This window comes from Micromonospora sp. NPDC051924, from assembly GCF_055586005.1.
In genome coordinates this window covers 1-15,553 of sequence record NZ_JBVJJA010000042.1, presented here as the reverse complement: position 1 = coordinate 15,553, position 15,553 = coordinate 1, and the positions used below count along the sequence as shown (strand labels likewise).

The window sequence follows — 15,553 nt, the reverse complement described above, 5'->3', positions numbered from 1 at the left end:
GTGCCTGGGCGCGGACTTTCTGTTGTCCCGAGACCTGCCGCGTCCCGCTACCCTTGCCCCTCTTTTGCCGCTCCCTTGCCGGAGCCTAGGATCAGTGCAATGGCACACCGTACTGGGGGATGTTGATGGCGTCCGGGCAGCTCGGCGTCGAGTGGATCAGGCAGGACAAGTCGACCCGATGACCGTTACCGCGAGCTACACGATTCCCGGCATGCGCGTCCGCGAGCACGTGACCGACGTGCCGTTGGACTGGTCCGACCCGGCGCGCGGCACCATCCAGATCTTCGCGCGGGAGATCGTCGATCCGGTACGGGCCGGTGAGGACCTGCCGTGCCTGGTCTACCTGCAGGGCGGACCCGGCGGGAAGGGCCCGCGCCCGCTCGACCGGTCCGGCTGGCTCGGGCAGGCACTGGGGGAGCACCGCGTCGTCCTGCTGGATCAGCGCGGTACCGGCCGCAGCACCCGCGTCGACGGCCGCCGGATGCGCGGGTTCGCGACGGCCGAGGGGGCCGCCAGCTTCCTCGCCTGCTTCCGGGCCGACTCGGTCGTCGCCGACCACGAGCACCTACGGAAGACCGTCTTCGGCGGCCGGCGCTGGTCCACCCTCGGGCAGTCGTACGGCGGCTTCATCACGCTGACCTACCTGTCGAAGGCCCCGGAAGGCTTGAGTGCCTGCTACGTCACCGGTGGCCTGCCCGGTCTCGACCCGTCGGCGGCCGAGGTCTACCGGCGCACCTATCTTCGGGTGGAGGCGAAGAACAGGCAGTTCTACCGGCGTTATCCGCACCAGGTCGCGCAGGTGGGCCGGATCGCCGATCGGTTGGCCGAGGGCGATGTGCTGTTGCCCGACGGCGACGTGCTCACGGTCCGGCGATTCCAGTCGCTCGGCATCGACTTCGGCATGAAGCCCGGATACGAGCGCCTGCACTGGCTGCTCGACGAGGCATTTTCGGGGGACGAGCTGTCGGCGACGTTCCTGCACCAGGTGCTGGCGAGGACCGCCTACAGCGACAACCCACTGTTCGCGGCCCTGCAGGAGAGCATCTACGGACACGGCGCCGGCGCCACCGCCTGGGCGGCGCAGGCCGAACGGTTACGGCACCCCCAGTTCGCGCAGGAGGCCAGGCCGCTGCTGTTCACCGGGGAGATGATCTATCCCTGGATGTTCGAGGAGATCGCCCAACTTCGCCCGTTCCGCGGCGCCGTCGAGCTGCTGGCCGGCCGGGGGGAGTGGCCGCAGCTCTACGACCTCGACCGGCTGGCCGGCAACGAGATCCCGGTGGCCGCCGCCGTCTACTACGACGACATGTACGTGGACGCCGGCCTGCAACTGGACACCGCCTCGCGGGTCGGCAACGTCCGGGCCTGGGTCACCAACGAGTACGAGCACGACGGCATCGGTGACGACAAGGTTTTCGCCCGGCTGACCGAGCTGGTCCGCGAGGTGGGCGGAGGAGTCACCGATGCGTGAGGACAAGGGCCGAAGCCGACGGCGGGACGCCCACCGGTCCGCGAGACAGAAGGAGTCACCGTTGCGTGAAGGCAAGCCGCCGAAACTGTCCGAGATCGCGGCGTTCACGGAGTACATGAACACGGGATGGGGCGTGCCGGAACGTACTCCGTCCATCGTCCCCGGCGCCGCCGAGGCGGCCGTGGCCCACCGGGCCCGGCTGGCCGAGGCGCTCCCCGGCCGGACCATCGTGCTGGCCGCAGGGCAGGCGCCCGTACGCAGCAACGACACCACGTACGACTTCCGCCCGGACAGCGACTTCGTCTGGGCGACCGGCTGCGATGTCGAGAACGCCGTGGTGGTGCTACGCGGCGGCGACGCCACGCTCTACCTGCCGCCACCCGCCGGTCCCGGCGACCCCGGCTTCTGGACCGACGCCCGTTACGGCGAGCTGTGGGTCGGCGCCGCTCCCGGACTGACCGACTGGGCGCGGGCGCTGGGCGTCCAGGTCCGGCCGCTCGCGGAGCTCACCGAGGACGTGACCCGGGACGAGCAGGTGGACCGGACCCTCGCCGAACTGCGCATGTACAAGGACGAGTGGGAGATCGGGCAGCTCCGCGAGGCCGTGGACCGCACGGTCGAGGGCTTCGCCGCGGTCGTCCGGGAGATCCCCACCGCGATCGCCGGGCCCGGGGAGCGGTGGCTGCAGGGCACCTTCGACCGGTACGCCCGGGCGTACGGCAACGGTCCCGGCTACGCCACGATCGTCGGCAGCGGCCGGCACGCGCCCACACTGCACTGGGTGCGCTGCGACGGCCCGGTGCTGCCGGACGAGATGCTACTGCTCGACATGGGCGTCGAGGTCAGAAGCTGTTACACCGCCGATGTCACCCGCACGTTCCCCGTCTCCGGGCGGTTCTCTCCCGCCCAGCGGCAGGTGCACGACCTGGTGGAGCAGGCCCACCGGGCCGGGCTGGCGGCGGTGGGCCCGGGGCGCCGGTTCACCGATTTCCACCATGCGGCGATGGAGGTGATCGCGCGGGGGCTGGCGGACTGGGGACTGTTGCCGGTCTCGGTGGACGAGGCGCTCGCCGACACCGGCCAGCAGCACCGGCGCTACCTGGTGTGCGGTATCGGCCACCACCTGGGCCTGGACGTGCACGACTGCGGCCGGGCCGCGGAGGACGCCTACCAGGGCGCGGTCATGGCACCCGGCATGGTGCTCACCGTCGAGCCCGGACTGTACTTCCACGCACACGACCTGACCCTGCCGCCCGAGTTGCGCGGAATCGGGGTGCGCATCGAGGACGACCTCCTGGTCACGCCGGACGGCGCGGAGGTCCTTTCCCGCGAGCTGCCGCTGGACGCCGACGGTCTGGAGAAGTGGATGACGGCTAACATGTGAAATTGCACTGCCAGACACTCCCCCGGGACTCACCACGCAGGAGATCAGAGCATGACCACCCCCGCCCGGCCATGGCGTGGCGTTCACGTCGCGACGGCACTGCCTTTCCATGACGACCTCTCCATCGACTACGACGCGTTCGCCGAGCACGTCCGGTTCCTGGCTGCCGGCGGCTGCGACGGGGTGACGCCCAACGGCTCGCTCGGCGAGTACCAGACGCTGACCCCGCAGGAGCGGGCGAGCGTCGTGAAGGCCGCCGTCCAGGCCGCCCCCGCGGGCTTCGGCGTCATGCCCGGCGTCGCCGCCTACGGGGCGATCGAGGCCCGCCACTGGGCCGAGCAGGCCGCCGAGGCCGGGGCCACCTCCGTCCTGCTGCTGCCGCCGAACGCCTACCGCGCCGACCGCGGGGCCGTCGTCCAGCACTACCGCGAGGTCGCCCGGGCCGGGCTTCCCGTCGTCGCCTACAACAACCCGATCGACACCAAAGTCGACCTCACCCCCTCGCTGCTCGCCGAACTGTTCCACGAGGGGCTGATCGTCGGCGTGAAGGAGTTCACCGGCGACGTCCGCAGGGCATACGAGATCGCTGAGCTGGCACCCGGCCTGGACCTCCTGGTCGGCGCCGACGACGTGCTGCTCGAGCTGGGCATCGCCGGCGCGGTCGGCTGGATCGCCGGCTATCCGAACGCCATCCCGGAGAGCACCGTCGAGCTCTACCGGCTGGCCACCTCGGGCGACCCCGCCGACATCGCCAAGGCGCTGCCGATCTACCGCGACCTACACCCGCTGCTGCGCTGGGACTCCAAGACCGAGTTCGTCCAGTCGATCAAGCTGTCGATGGATCTGTCCGGCCGCAAGGGCGGGGCCTGCCGTCCGCCGCGGCTGCCGCTCCCGGCCGAGGTGGCGGCCCGGATCACCGCCGACACCGAAACCGTCCTGACCAAGGGCTACAAATGAGATCCCGCCGCGCCTTCCACGTCGTGGATTCGCACACCGAGGGCATGCCCACGCGGGTCGTCGTCGGCGGCATCGGCACGGTCCCCGGGGCGACCATGGCCGAGCGCAGGCTGTGGTTCATGCAGAACAGCGACGACATCCGTACGCTGCTGATGTACGAGCCACGCGGCCACGCCGCGATGAGCGGCGCGATCCTGCAGCCGCCGACCCGTCCCGACGCCGACTACGGCGTGCTCTTCATCGAGGTGTCCGGGCTGCTGCCGATGTGCGGCCACGGCACGATCGGGGTCGCGACGGTGCTCGTCGAGACGGGCATGGTGCCCGTCGTCGAGCCGGTGACCACGATCCGGCTCGACACGCCCGCCGGGCTGGTCGTCGCGTCCGTGGCGGTGCGCGACGGGGCCGCGGAGTCGGTCACCATCCAGAACGTTCCGTCATTCGCGTACGCGCTGGACCGGAAGGTCGAGGTGGCGGGCTTCGGCGAGGTCGGGTATGACATGGCCTTCGGGGGGAACTTCTACGCGATCGTCGATCTGGCGGAGCTGGGGCTGCCTTTCGACCGGTCCCGCGCCGGCGAATTGCTGGCCGCCGGCTTGGCGATCATGCAAGCGGTGAACGAGCAGGACCGGCCGATCCACCCCGAGCGCGACGACATCAACGGCTGCCACCATGTCCATCTGACGGCCCCCGGCTCGTCCGCCAAGCTGTCCCGGCACGCCATGGCCATCCATCCCGGCTGGTTCGACCGTTCCCCCTGCGGCACGGGCACGAGCGCCCGGATGGCGCAGCTGCACGCGCGCGGCGAGCTGGGCATCGGTGACGAGTTCGTCAACGAGTCGTTCATCGGCACCCGCTTCACCGGCCGGCTGCTCGACCAGACCACGGTCGGCTCGCTGCCCGCCGTGCTGCCGTCGATCACCGGCCGGGCGTGGATCACCGCAACCTCGCAGTTCCACCTCGACCCCACCGACCCGTTCCCCGCAGGGTTCCTGCTGTGAGCCCGGCCCATGTCCCGGACCTGCCCGGCGTCGGCCGCAGGGAGAACCTCCGCGACCGGACCAGGGACGCCCTGCGCGCCGCGATCATCTCCGGCAAGCTGAAGCCCGGCGTCGTCTACTCGGCTCCCACGCTGGGCGCGCAGCTCGGCGTCTCGCCCACCCCGGTACGGGAGGCCATGCTCGACCTGGTGAAGGCCGGCCTGGTCGTGCCTCATCCGAACAAGGGCTTCCGGATCACCGAGATATCCGAGGAGGATCTCGACAACCTGGCCGCCGTGCGGCTGCTCATCGAGCCGCCGACCGTGCGGGACGCCGTGGCGGTGATCCCGAAGGAGGACCTTCCCGAGCTGCGGACGCTCGCGCAGGCCATCGTCGACGCGGCGGAGCGGGGCGACCTGGTCGGCTACATCGAGGCCGACCATGTCTTCCACCTGACCCTGCTCGGCTACAGCCGCAACCGGTTCCTGGTGGACGCCGTCGCCGACCTGCGCTCGCAGACCCGGCTGCTCGGCCTGACCCCGCTGCTGCAGAGCGGCAGGCTGGGCCGCTCGGCCGCCGAGCATCACGAACTCCTGGACTTCGTCGAAGCCCGCGACCCGGTCGGGGCCGAGCTGCTCATGCACCGGCACATTGGGCACGTGCGAGGTCTGTGGGCAAGTGGCGCCAAGGACGCGCCATGAGTGCGGACCTTGTGGTCATCGGGGCAGGCGTTGTGGGCGCAGCCAGCGCGTACTTCGCATCACTGGTCGGGATGCGGGTGGTCGTCGTCGATCGCGGCGCGATCGCCGGGGGCACCTCCAGCGCCGGCGAGGGCAACCTGCTCGTGTCCGACAAGGAGCCCGGCCCCGAACTCGACCTGGCGCTGTACTCGCAACGGGTCTGGCGCGAGGACCTCGCCGAACACGGCGAGCTGTGGGAGTTCGAGGCCAAGGGCGGCCTGGTGGTCGCGGCGTCGGAGCAGAGCGCCGGATCGCTGCGCGAGTTCGCCGTCCGGCAGCGCCGGTGCGGTATCGAGGTCCGTGACGTCACGCGGGCCGAGCTGCGCGACTACGAGCCGCACCTTTCCCCGGAACTCGCTGGGGGCGCCTTCTACCCGCAGGACGCCCAGGTTCAGCCGATGCTGGTCGCAGCGCACCTGTTGCGGCTGGCCCGCGAGCGCGGGGCGCAGGTGCGTACCGGAACCGAGGTGACGGGGTTTCTGCGTCAGGGCGCCGAGGTGACCGGTGTGCGGACCACCGGGGGTGAGATCCCCGCCGGGGCGGTGCTCAACGCCTCCGGCACGTGGGCCGGCGGTGTCGCTGCCCTCGCCGGGGTGCGCCTCCCCGTGCTGCCCCGGCGCGGCTTCGTCCTGGTCACCCAGCCGATGCCGCCCCGGACGATCCGACACAAGGTGTACGCCGCCGAGTACGTCGGCGACGTGGCCAGCTCCGACGCCGCCCTGCAGACCTCGCCCGTCGTCGAGGGGACCTCCAGCGGCACCATCCTCATTGGCGCGTCGCGCGAGCGCGTCGGCTTCGACCGGACCATGTCCGCCACCGCGATCGGCACGCTCGCGGCCAAGGCGATCGCCCTGTTCCCGATGCTTCGGCACGTCCGCGCGATACGCACCTACCTCGGCTTCCGCCCTTACTGCCCGGATCACCTGCCCGTCATCGGTCCCGACCCACGCGCACCCGGCCTCTGGCACGCCTGCGGCCACGAGGGGGCCGGGGTCGGCCTGTCCGCCGGCACCGGACGGCTGATCGCCCAGGCGCTCGTGGGGGCGCGGCCGGATCTGGACCTCACGCCGTTCGCACCGGACCGGTTCGCCGACGCCGAGGAGGCACCCCGATGACTCACCGGATGACCTTCCGCGGCGCCACCGTTGCGGCGGAGCCCGGCCAGAGCATCGCCGCCGCGCTGGTCGCCGCTGGAATCACCGACTGGCGCACCACCCGTAAAGGCGGTCGGCCCCGGGGCCTGTTCTGCGGCATCGGCGTCTGCTTCGACTGCCTGATCACCGTCGACGGCGTGCCCGACCAGCGCGCCTGCCTGGTCACCGCCGCCGACGGCATGAGCCTCGGCGACGACGCTCGGACCGGTGTGAACCCCGAGGACGCCGGCGACCGGAGGAACACCGATGCCCCAGGTGCCTGACGTCGCCGTGGTCGGCGCGGGCCCGGCCGGCCTGGCCGCCGCGGTCGCGGCCGCCGAGGCCGGACTCGGGGTCGCTCTCATCGACACCGCCGGGCAGCCCGGTGGACAGTATTGGCGGCACTACGACGAGAACCACCCTCGCCCCGACAAACCCGTCGGGCATCATGACTGGCCGGTCTTCACCCGGCTGCGGGACCGCATGCACGCGCTCCGAGCCGCCGGCCGGATCCGCTACCTCCCTGGACATCAGGTCTGGCTCATCACCGGCGACGGCGGCGCGTTCACCATCCAGATGACGGCCACCACCGCCGCGACCGGTGCAGCGGACCGCAGCCTCGTCGTGCGGGCACTGATCCTGTGCCCCGGCGGATACGACCGGCAACTGCCGCTGCCCGGCTGGGACCTGCCCGGCGTGATGACCGCAGGGGGAGTGCAGGCCCTGCTCAAGGGGCACCGTACCGCGGCGGGACGGCGGGCCGTCGTCGCCGGTACCGGCCCGTTCCTGCTTCCCGTGGCCACCGGCCTCGCGCGGGCCGGGGTGGCCGTCGCGGCCGTGGTCGAGGCCAACGCGGCGCGCGGTTGGCTGCGCGACCCGGTCGGCGCGCTCTCCGAGCCGGGCAAGGCAGTCGAGGCATTGCAGTACGCGGCGCTCCTGGCCCGGCACCGCATCCCCTACCGGACGAGGACGGTGATCCGGGAGATCCTCGGTACGGACCGGGTCGAGGCGGTCCGGATCGCCAGGGTGGAGCGCGACGGACGCCCGGCCGGGCCGGGCGAGGAGATACCCGCCGACGTCGTGGCACTCGGCTGGGGCTTCACCCCGTCGCTGGAACTGCCGCTCATGCTCGGCGCGGAGATGGCCAAGGACGTCGACGGCTCTCTCGTGGTGGCCGTCGACGACTGCCAGCGCAGCAGCGTCGAGGGGCTGTACGTGGCCGGCGAGGCGACCGGCGTAGGCGGCGCGGCCCTGGCCGTCGACGAGGGACGGCTCAGCGGGCTCGCCCTCGCCGCCGCACTGGGCCATCCCGCCGATCCGGCCGCGGTGAGCCGGCTGCGCCGCGCCGTCCGGCGGGGGCGACGATTCGCCGCCGCGATGCACCGCACCTACCCGATCCCGCCGGCGTGGCCACAGTGGCTGTCGGATACCACCCTGGTCTGCCGCTGCGAGGAGGTCTCGTACGGTGACCTGCGCCGGGCGCACGACGACCTCGGCGCAGACGACGCCCGCACGCTGAAGATGCTCGCACGGCCGGGGATGGGCTGGTGCCAGGGGCGGGTGTGCGGCTTCGCCACCGCTGGGATCGCGGCCTGTCTGAGCAGGCGCGAGACAACGCCGGCGGACCTGCGCAGCCTGGCCACCCGCAGCATCGCCGTACCGGTGCCCCTGGGCGAGTTGGCCCGCCTGGCCGACCCGGCGCAGGTCGAGGCGACCGGAGACAGGACCGAAGAGGGAGGACGAGATGGTGCGTGACGTGCTGAGCATCGACCCGCGTACCGGAGAGCCGCGCGGACGCGTCGCGACCGAGGCGGTGGCGCAGGACGTGGACGAGGCGGTGCGGGCCGCCGCCGCGGCCGGCGCGGCGCTCAGGGACCGCGCCGCGCGGGCCGACCTGCTCCGCACGGCCGCCGCGCTCCTGGAGAAGAACGATGCGGAGATCGTCGCAACCTCCGACGCGGAGTCGGCGCTCGGCCGGGTGCGGCTCACCGGCGAGCTCGCCCGCACCTGCTATCAGCTCCGCGCATTCGCGGACGTGGTCCAAGCCGGCGCCTACCTGGACGTGATCATCGACCATGCGGACCCGTCGGCGGAGCCCGCGCCCCGCCCTGACCTGCGGCGCCTCAAGGTGCCGCTGGGCGTGGTCGCGGTCTTCGCCGCAAGCAACTTCCCGCTGGCGTTCAGCGTGCCAGGCGGCGACACCGCGAGTGCCCTGGCTGCGGGCTGCCCGGTCGTGGTCAAGGCACACCCGGACCATCCGGCCACCTCCGTCCTCTGTGCCCGGCTTCTTTGCTCGGCGGCGGCCGAGGTCGGACTGCCCGAGGACGTCGTCCGCCTGGTCCACGGCTTCGACGCAGGGCCGGAACTCGTGCGCCACCCGTTGACCGCGGCCGTCGGGTTCACCGGCTCGGTACGCGGCGGTCGGGCATTGTTCGACATCGCGTCCTCCCGGCCGCGGCCGATCCCGTTCCACGGCGAGCTGGGCAGCCTCAACCCGGTCGTGGTGACCGCGCGGGCGGCCGAGACCAGGGCCGAAGAGATCGGAGCGGGACTGGCTGCCTCGTACACCCAGGGTCTGGGCCAGTTCTGCGTCAAGCCGGGCCTCGTCCTCGTCCCCCAGGGGTCGGCGGGCGACGCCGTCATCCAGGCGGTCGTCACGGCGACGGCGCCGTCGGGGCCGCTGCTCGACCCGCGCATGCGGGCCGCGTTCCTCGCCGGAGTCCGTTCCCGCGCCGCGCTCCCCGGGGTGGCAGAACCGCGCGAGGCCGGGGAGGCCAGCGACGACGAGGTTCCGCTGGCCATCCGGCCGGGCGTGCTGACCGTCGCGGCGTCGCGGCTGGCCGAGGGCGGCCCGTACGGGGAGCTGCTGGAGGAATGCTTCGGGCCGGTCACCGTGCTGGTCCGCTACGGCTCACCCGCCGAGCGGGACGCGGTGCTCGGCACCCTGCCGGGCAACCTCACCGCGACCCTGCACCTGGCCCCCGACGAGCGGGACGGCGCAGCGGCGGAACTGGTCGCCGAGCTGAGCGAGCTTGCGGGGCGCGTCGTTGTGGACGGCTGGCCCACCGGGGTGACGGTCGCCCCAGCCATGCATCACGGCGGCCCCTACCCCGCCTCCACCAGCGACTCGACGTCGGTGGGCAGCAGCGCGATCGAGCGGTGGTTACGTCCGGTCTGCTACCAGGGTGTCCCGGACCCGCTGCTCCCATCGGAACTGCGCGAGGCCAATCCGCTGGGCCTTCCCCGCACGGTCGACGGTGTCCGTTCGGCCGGGTAGTGGCTCAGGCGTGGGCGGAGAGGCCTCGAACGCGTCCACCGGGCAGGGCGTGACACTCTGGCCGGGGTGGCTGCCGGCCGGAAAAGTGGAGAACCTCGCCCAACCGCCGCCACACCGCCCTCGACCACCGCTCGGTCTGATGCCTGGTCGGCCATCGCCACCGCTGCGAAGCGGCTCATCGGCCTTCGCGGGTGCCGCTCAGCGGGCCTTCTTCGTCGCTCGCTTGCGGGGCGGGGTCAGCAGGTCGGCGATCGTCGCGATCGCGGATGGCACGAGGCGGTAGTAGGCCCAGACGCCCCGCTTTTCGCGTTCGAGCAGGCCGGCCTCGGTGAGGATCCGAAGGTGGTGACTCACGGTCGGCTGGGAGAGGCCGAGCGGCGCGGTGAGGTCACTGACGGACGCCTCGCCCTCGGGGGCGGACTGGATCAGGCTGAGCAGTCGTAGCCGGGCCGGGTCGGCGAATGCCTTCAGCACTCCGGCGAGCCGCTCGGCATCGGCACGCTTGATCGGCTCGCCGCTGAGCGGCGAGATGGCAGGCGTTGCAGTTTTGGCAGTTCCCACGCCTCCCATCGTGACACCAACACCATCGATAGGCCGGTTGAACCAGGACCCGGTCACCGTCAGTTTGCGGCAGGGAGCCGGATTGACCCATTCCGGCCGGATAGGCGAGTTACGGCATCGACCCAGCGTGTCGGGGTTGTGGGCCACTCGGGATGATGATCGACGGCCGGAGGAGGTGCCGAGTGTGCCCGGATCGTGTGACGTGATGGTCGTCGGGGGCGGGCAGGCGGGCCTCGCGGCGGGCTACTATCTGCGCCGCGCCGGTCTGGATTACGTCATCCTCGACGCCCGGTCTCAGCCGGGTGGCGCATGGCGGCACGCCTGCGTCACCCTGCGCGTCGCCAAACCGCGTGGCGGCATGGCCGGCGTCGTCGCGAGCGCTCCCGCCGCAGCCTTCATGGCGTGGTGGACGTGGGCTACGAGGCTGTGGCTAGGAGCGCGGCGAGGTCGTCGGGCATCGGCATCGGCTGCGTCAGCGGCACCCGTGAGCGCCCGGTGTTGCCGCGCGGGTAGCGGCCGGTGGCCGAGCCCGGGCCGGCGACGGCGAGGCGCATGACCTGTCCGACGGCCTCGACGACGTCGCGCTCGCGCAGGGCTCGGCGCAACATCGTGGCATGCACGACGGTGTGCGGCCACGGCCAGGGCTGAGACAGGATGTGCGCCCGCTCGGCTGCGCGCCAAGCGACAGTGGGATCGGCGGTGGTGCGGGCGGTTGCCAGTTCGGCATCGAACGCCTCCCGGACAATTGCGGGCATCTTTCTGGTCATCAGTTGTCCTTCACACAGCAGGAGCACCCTGGCTGGCAGCCACACTCCTCAGGGGCGCCGCCGGCAGGGGGAGGAACGGTCCGGGGGAGGGCGCAGCAGGTGTCGCCGCGCCACGCGTCGCGGCCTTCCTTGACCGCGAGGGCGGCGATGACCAGCGCTGCCGCAGGGTCGGCCCAGGACCAGCCGAACAGGGAGTTCAGGCCCAGACCGACCAGCAGCACCGCGGACAGATACGTGCACAACAGCGTCTGCTTGGAGTCGGCCACGGCCGTGCGGGAGCCGAATTCTCGGCCGGCGCGGCGCTGGGCGTACGACAGCACGGGCATGAGCGCCAGCGACAGCGCGGCCAGAACGAGACCGGTCGGGGTGTGGTCGGCGTCGGCGCCGCCGAGCAGAGCACGCACCGACTCGACGCTGACGTAGGCCGCGAGAGCGAAGAACGACACCGCGATGACCCGCAACGCGATCCTCTCCCGCGCCTGTGGGTCGCGGCCGGCGAACTGCCACGCCACCGCCGCGGCGGACGACACCTCGATGATCGAGTCCAGGCCGAAGCCGATTAGCGCGGTCGACGAGGCGATCGTCCCGGCGGTGAGCGCCAACACGGCCTCGATCACGTTCCAGGTGATGGTCGCGGCCACCAGCAGCCGTATCCGGCGGGTGAGCACCGCCCGCCGCGCGGGGGAGGGGCCGGCGGGCAAATGGAGCAGAGGCAGGCTCATCAGCAGCACCCCTTGGCGTCAGAGTCCGGGCAGGCGGCCGGGTCCACGGCCAGGACCAGGCCCAGCAGGTCACTTAGGGCATGCGCCAGCCGCGCATCCGCCAGCTCGTAGCGTGTCCGCCGTCCTTCCGGCACGGCCACGACCAGGCCGCAGCCTCGCAAGCAGGCCAGATGGTTCGACAGGTTCTGGCGTGTCGTATCCAGCAAGTCGGCCAGCTCCGCCGGATAACCGGGCCCCTCCCGCAGCGCCAGCAGCAGCCGGGCTCGCGTCGGATCGGACAGCGCGTGGCCGAACCGCGCCAGCACCTGCCCGTACGTCAGCATCTCCACACCCACGGCAGTACATCATCCGCTGTACAGTCGAACCAGGGTGGCTGTTCGCCGACCGACCGTCGGGTGGAGGCGGCAATGCCGGGGCTACGCGAAATGGCCAGATCCCTCTATATCCGGTTCCGTCTTTTGTTGCCCTAAGACAAGTATCGGACGCCCGCGGGAGCGCCCCGCCAAAGAGGTGCTCCTGGCGCGGGCCCAATGGACGCCCGCTGCCTGCGGAAATCCCACGCATAGACCTATTCCGAACGATCTTTCACAGGTCTAGCGTCTGCTCTGCCGGTCCGCAGCCTCCCAACCCCCAGGAGACAGACTCATGGCCATACTGCTCACCCGGCGCAGGCGGGTCGCGGCGGTCACCGCCGCCGCGGTCGTCGTAGCCGCGGTCACCGCCGCCGGCCTGCTCGCCACCAGGGACGACAACGAGCCGCATTACCGCGGCTATCTGGAACGGATCGGTGGTGAGGAAGAGGAGGAGGGGCACGGCGTCGAAGGCATCGTCGGCGATCCGGAGTCCGAGTCCTCAGAGATCTTCAGCTCGATCACGTCGGCGGCCAATGCCCGGCTCGCGCCCTACGGGTCCGTCGCGCCCGGGCAGCTCTCCGCCAGCCTCGGTGACTTCCGGGCGCTGGCCTCCAACGGCGGCGCCTGGTCCGAGGTGACGAACTTGCCGTACGACGCCGACGACCCGCACTACCGCGACCCGAACTTCTCCAACTCCTCCGGCGGGTCGGGCTATGTCGCGGGACGAGTCACCGGCCTCGCCGCCGGCGATGGCTACCTCTTCGCCGGTGGCGCCAACGGCGGGGTCTTCCGCAAGAAGCTCAACAACGTCGACAACCCGGCGGACGACGGCCCATGGCAGCCCATCTCCGACAGCATCCTGTCGCTGTCCACCGGCGACCTCGAGTACCACGACGGCGCCCTCTGGTACGCCACCGGTGAGGCCAACACCGGCGGTACCTCGTACGTCGGGGCGGGCATGTTCCGCAACCCACGCGCGGCCAGCGCCGACCTGGCCACCGCCCAGTTCCGGGACAGCGACCGGCTCGGGGGCACCGAGCTGGAGAGCCGCGGCATCAACAAGGTGCGCTTCGACGACGTCACCCACTGGGCGTACGCGGCGACCACCCGCGGCCTCTGGCGCTACCCGCTGGACGGCAGCAACAAGCCGCTGGCGGGCCGGACGTGGACCAACGTGTTCATGCCGAACCCGGCGGCGGACGCCGACATCACCCAGCCGTACAAGAACATCGTCAACGACGTCGCTGTCGACGACGCCGGCGGGGTGCTGGCCAACGCTGCCTGGCGTAGCGGGGACGCGAGCTACAACGGCTTCTACCACAGCGCCAGCGGCGCGCAGGCCACCTTCAGCCAGGTCAACCCGCAGGGCGCCCTCGGCTACCAACAGGTCGGCAACACCGAGTTCGCCTGGGGCACCGACGCGGCGGGGCGGAAGAGCGTCCTGTACGCCGTGGTCGAGTCCCCGACGAAGATCAACCACTCGCCCATGACCGTGCTCTACGGCGTCTTCAAGTCCGCCAGTGGCACTCTGGCCGGACCGTGGACGCAGATCGCCGACAGCGGCAAGCTCCAGGCGTCGGGCTCGGCGCTGAGCGGCAGCAACGGCCTGTACTACCGGCCGGGCGTGCAGGCCTGGTACAACAACTTCATCCTGGCCGAGCCCGGGCACCCGGATCACGTCTGGCTGGGCCTGGAGGAGGTCTACGAGACCACCAACGGCGGGACGAGCTGGACCACACCGGGTCCCTACTGGAACTTCGGCCTGAAGTGCTGGGCGATTTCCGACGGCGAGAACAGCTGCCCGCAGACCACCCACTCCGACCAGCACTCGATCATCACGTTTGGCAACCGCGTGTACGTCGGCAACGACGGCGGCGTGAAGTCCCGACCCGTCAACGGGGCCCTCGACAAGCTCGGGCACGCGAAGGACTGGGCCAACCACTCCCAGGGCCTGGGCACCCTGCAGTACTACTCCGTCGGGATCGGCGCCGACCCGGAGCGGGGCGGCTGGGCCATCTCGGGCGGCCTGCAGGACAACGGCGGCTCGCTGCTGCGCGGCGACCGTAAGGACAACCAGGGCAACACCGAGATGGTCTCGCCGTTCGGCGGCGACGGCGGCGACATCGTCGTCGACCCGCGCAACGGCTGCCACATCCTGGACGAGTACGTCTACCTCGAGCTGTGGATGACCACCACCTGCGGACAGACCGACGGGTCCGAGAACGCGATCATCGACCTGGCCGTGCCGGACACCAACCCCCGCTTCACCGCCCCCTTCCGGCCGGTGCGGGGCTCGGAGAACACCGGGGACCACGCCAGCGAGCGGTGGGTCGCCGGCGGTAACGCGATCTGGACCCACGACCTCGGCTTCTCCACCACCGAGGAACAGGCCGAGTCGCTGGCCAACCACGGTTGGACGAAGCGGGCAACCCTGGGCACCCCGGGCCGGATGGTCGTCGGGCTCGACGCCGTCGCCGACCCCACCGCCAAGCGGGACGCCAGCCGGGACGTCGTCGTCGCGGCCTGGTGCGGGGAGAGCAACTGCAACAGCGCCGGCTTCTCCCGTGGCGTGCAGACCAACTTCGGTGGCGCCTGGCACGAGCTGGACATGACCGGCTTGCCGTCGCGCTTCCCGAACGCGGTCCACATCGACCAGGTGACCAGCAACACCGCGACCGTCTACGTGGTGTTCAACGGCTACAACCGCCGCTTCATCGAGGGCCCCGGAGCCTCCCAGGACCACGTGTGGAAGGGCGTCCTCACCAAGGACGGCAAGGTCACCTGGACAAACGAGTCGGCCGGCACACCCGACGTGCCCGCCACCGACGCCCTGCGCTACGGCAGCAAGCTGATCGTCGGCACCGACTACGGCGTCATGGTCGGCACCGTCGACAGCGCCGGCGACGTAAGCGGCTGGCAGCGCATCGGCGGCGTCTCCGGCACCACAGGCGCGCTGCCGCTCACCACGGTGTTCGACCTCACGATCGGGCCCGATGGCTACCTCTACGCGGCCACCCACGGCCGGGGCATCTGGAAGACACCGCTGAGCCTGCTGTAGCGGGACGAGGCGACAACGATGGCCGGGCGCCCAGTCGGCGCCCGGCCATCGACGCGGGGGGGGGGGGGGGGGGGGGGGGGGGGGCGCCGGGGGGGGGGGAAGGGGGGGGGGGGGGGGGGGGGGGGGGGGGGGGGGGGGGGGGGGGGGGGGGGG

General features: G+C 71.7%; 14 protein-coding genes and 1 pseudogene. 11 read left to right on the top strand and 4 right to left on the bottom strand.

Annotated elements, in window-relative coordinates; all coding sequences use genetic code 11:
* Positions 1–178 precede the first annotated feature (178 nt).
* From ACZ6S5_RS27345 to ACZ6S5_RS27305, 9 genes are all read left to right on the top strand, one after another.
* Positions 179–1,471 (top strand): alpha/beta fold hydrolase, encoded by a 1,293-nt coding sequence (locus ACZ6S5_RS27345; RefSeq protein WP_466004909.1) that lies wholly within the window; start codon positions 179–181, stop codon positions 1,469–1,471.
* A 61-nt stretch (positions 1,472–1,532) separates the two neighbouring features.
* Complete coding sequence (locus ACZ6S5_RS27340; protein WP_466004907.1) at positions 1,533–2,855, top strand: aminopeptidase P family protein; 1,323 nt, start codon at positions 1,533–1,535, stop codon at positions 2,853–2,855.
* Positions 2,856–2,906: 51 nt separating this feature from the next.
* Positions 2,907–3,812 carry a dihydrodipicolinate synthase family protein gene (locus tag ACZ6S5_RS27335; protein ID WP_466004906.1) on the top strand — a complete coding sequence of 302 codons (906 nt, stop codon included), beginning with the start codon at positions 2,907–2,909 and terminating at the stop codon, positions 3,810–3,812.
* A complete protein-coding gene (locus ACZ6S5_RS27330) occupies positions 3,809–4,810 on the top strand; it encodes a proline racemase family protein (protein ID WP_466004905.1) in 1,002 nt (333 codons plus the stop codon). The genes ACZ6S5_RS27335 and ACZ6S5_RS27330 overlap by 4 nt, the downstream gene beginning before the upstream one ends.
* Positions 4,807–5,490, top strand: a complete 684-nt coding sequence (locus ACZ6S5_RS27325; protein WP_466004903.1) for a GntR family transcriptional regulator — start codon at positions 4,807–4,809, stop codon at positions 5,488–5,490. The genes ACZ6S5_RS27330 and ACZ6S5_RS27325 overlap by 4 nt, the downstream gene beginning before the upstream one ends.
* Positions 5,487–6,644, top strand: a complete 1,158-nt coding sequence (locus tag ACZ6S5_RS27320) for an NAD(P)/FAD-dependent oxidoreductase (protein WP_466004901.1) — start codon at positions 5,487–5,489, stop codon at positions 6,642–6,644. The genes ACZ6S5_RS27325 and ACZ6S5_RS27320 overlap by 4 nt, the downstream gene beginning before the upstream one ends.
* Positions 6,641–6,946, top strand: a complete 306-nt coding sequence (locus ACZ6S5_RS27315) for a (2Fe-2S)-binding protein (protein WP_466004899.1) — start codon at positions 6,641–6,643, stop codon at positions 6,944–6,946. Before ACZ6S5_RS27320 ends, ACZ6S5_RS27315 begins: the two co-directional genes overlap by 4 nt.
* A complete protein-coding gene (locus tag ACZ6S5_RS27310) occupies positions 6,930–8,417 on the top strand; it encodes an FAD/NAD(P)-dependent oxidoreductase (protein WP_466004897.1) in 1,488 nt (495 codons plus the stop codon). The genes ACZ6S5_RS27315 and ACZ6S5_RS27310 overlap by 17 nt, the downstream gene beginning before the upstream one ends.
* The gene (locus ACZ6S5_RS27305; RefSeq protein ID WP_466004896.1) at positions 8,407–9,939 is read left to right on the top strand and encodes an aldehyde dehydrogenase (NADP(+)); all 1,533 of its coding nucleotides are present in this window, start codon (positions 8,407–8,409) and stop codon (positions 9,937–9,939) included. The genes ACZ6S5_RS27310 and ACZ6S5_RS27305 overlap by 11 nt, the downstream gene beginning before the upstream one ends.
* A 198-nt stretch (positions 9,940–10,137) precedes the next feature.
* On the opposite strand, the gene ACZ6S5_RS27300 is transcribed toward ACZ6S5_RS27305, so the two are convergent.
* Positions 10,138–10,509 (bottom strand): ArsR/SmtB family transcription factor, encoded by a 372-nt coding sequence (locus ACZ6S5_RS27300; RefSeq protein ID WP_466000068.1) that lies wholly within the window; start codon positions 10,507–10,509, stop codon positions 10,138–10,140.
* Here ACZ6S5_RS27300 and ACZ6S5_RS27295 point away from each other — a divergent pair.
* Positions 10,469–10,768: pseudogene (locus ACZ6S5_RS27295) on the top strand (hypothetical protein); the annotation flags it as partial. The gene ACZ6S5_RS27300 and the pseudogene ACZ6S5_RS27295 sit on opposite strands and share 41 nt — an antisense overlap.
* Positions 10,769–10,916: 148 nt before the next feature.
* On the opposite strand, the gene ACZ6S5_RS27290 reads toward ACZ6S5_RS27295, so the two are convergent.
* The 3 genes from ACZ6S5_RS27290 to ACZ6S5_RS27280 are packed head-to-tail and all read right to left on the bottom strand — an operon-like array spanning position 10,917 to position 12,324.
* A complete protein-coding gene (locus ACZ6S5_RS27290; protein WP_466004894.1) occupies positions 10,917–11,267 on the bottom strand; it encodes a DUF3703 domain-containing protein in 351 nt (116 codons plus the stop codon).
* Positions 11,267–11,989: a cation efflux transmembrane domain-containing protein gene (locus ACZ6S5_RS27285; protein WP_466004892.1), complete on the bottom strand. Its 723-nt coding sequence runs from the start codon at positions 11,987–11,989 to the stop codon at positions 11,267–11,269. The genes ACZ6S5_RS27290 and ACZ6S5_RS27285 overlap by 1 nt, the downstream gene beginning before the upstream one ends.
* Positions 11,989–12,324 (bottom strand): ArsR/SmtB family transcription factor, encoded by a 336-nt coding sequence (locus tag ACZ6S5_RS27280; RefSeq protein ID WP_466004890.1) that lies wholly within the window; start codon positions 12,322–12,324, stop codon positions 11,989–11,991. Before ACZ6S5_RS27280 ends, ACZ6S5_RS27285 begins: the two co-directional genes overlap by 1 nt.
* Positions 12,325–12,634: 310 nt before the next feature.
* Between ACZ6S5_RS27280 and ACZ6S5_RS27275 the strand changes: the two genes are divergently transcribed.
* Positions 12,635–15,400, top strand: coding sequence for a glycosyl hydrolase (locus ACZ6S5_RS27275; protein ID WP_466004888.1), 2,766 nt, complete (start codon positions 12,635–12,637; stop codon positions 15,398–15,400).
* The last annotated feature ends 153 nt before the right edge of the window (positions 15,401–15,553 follow it).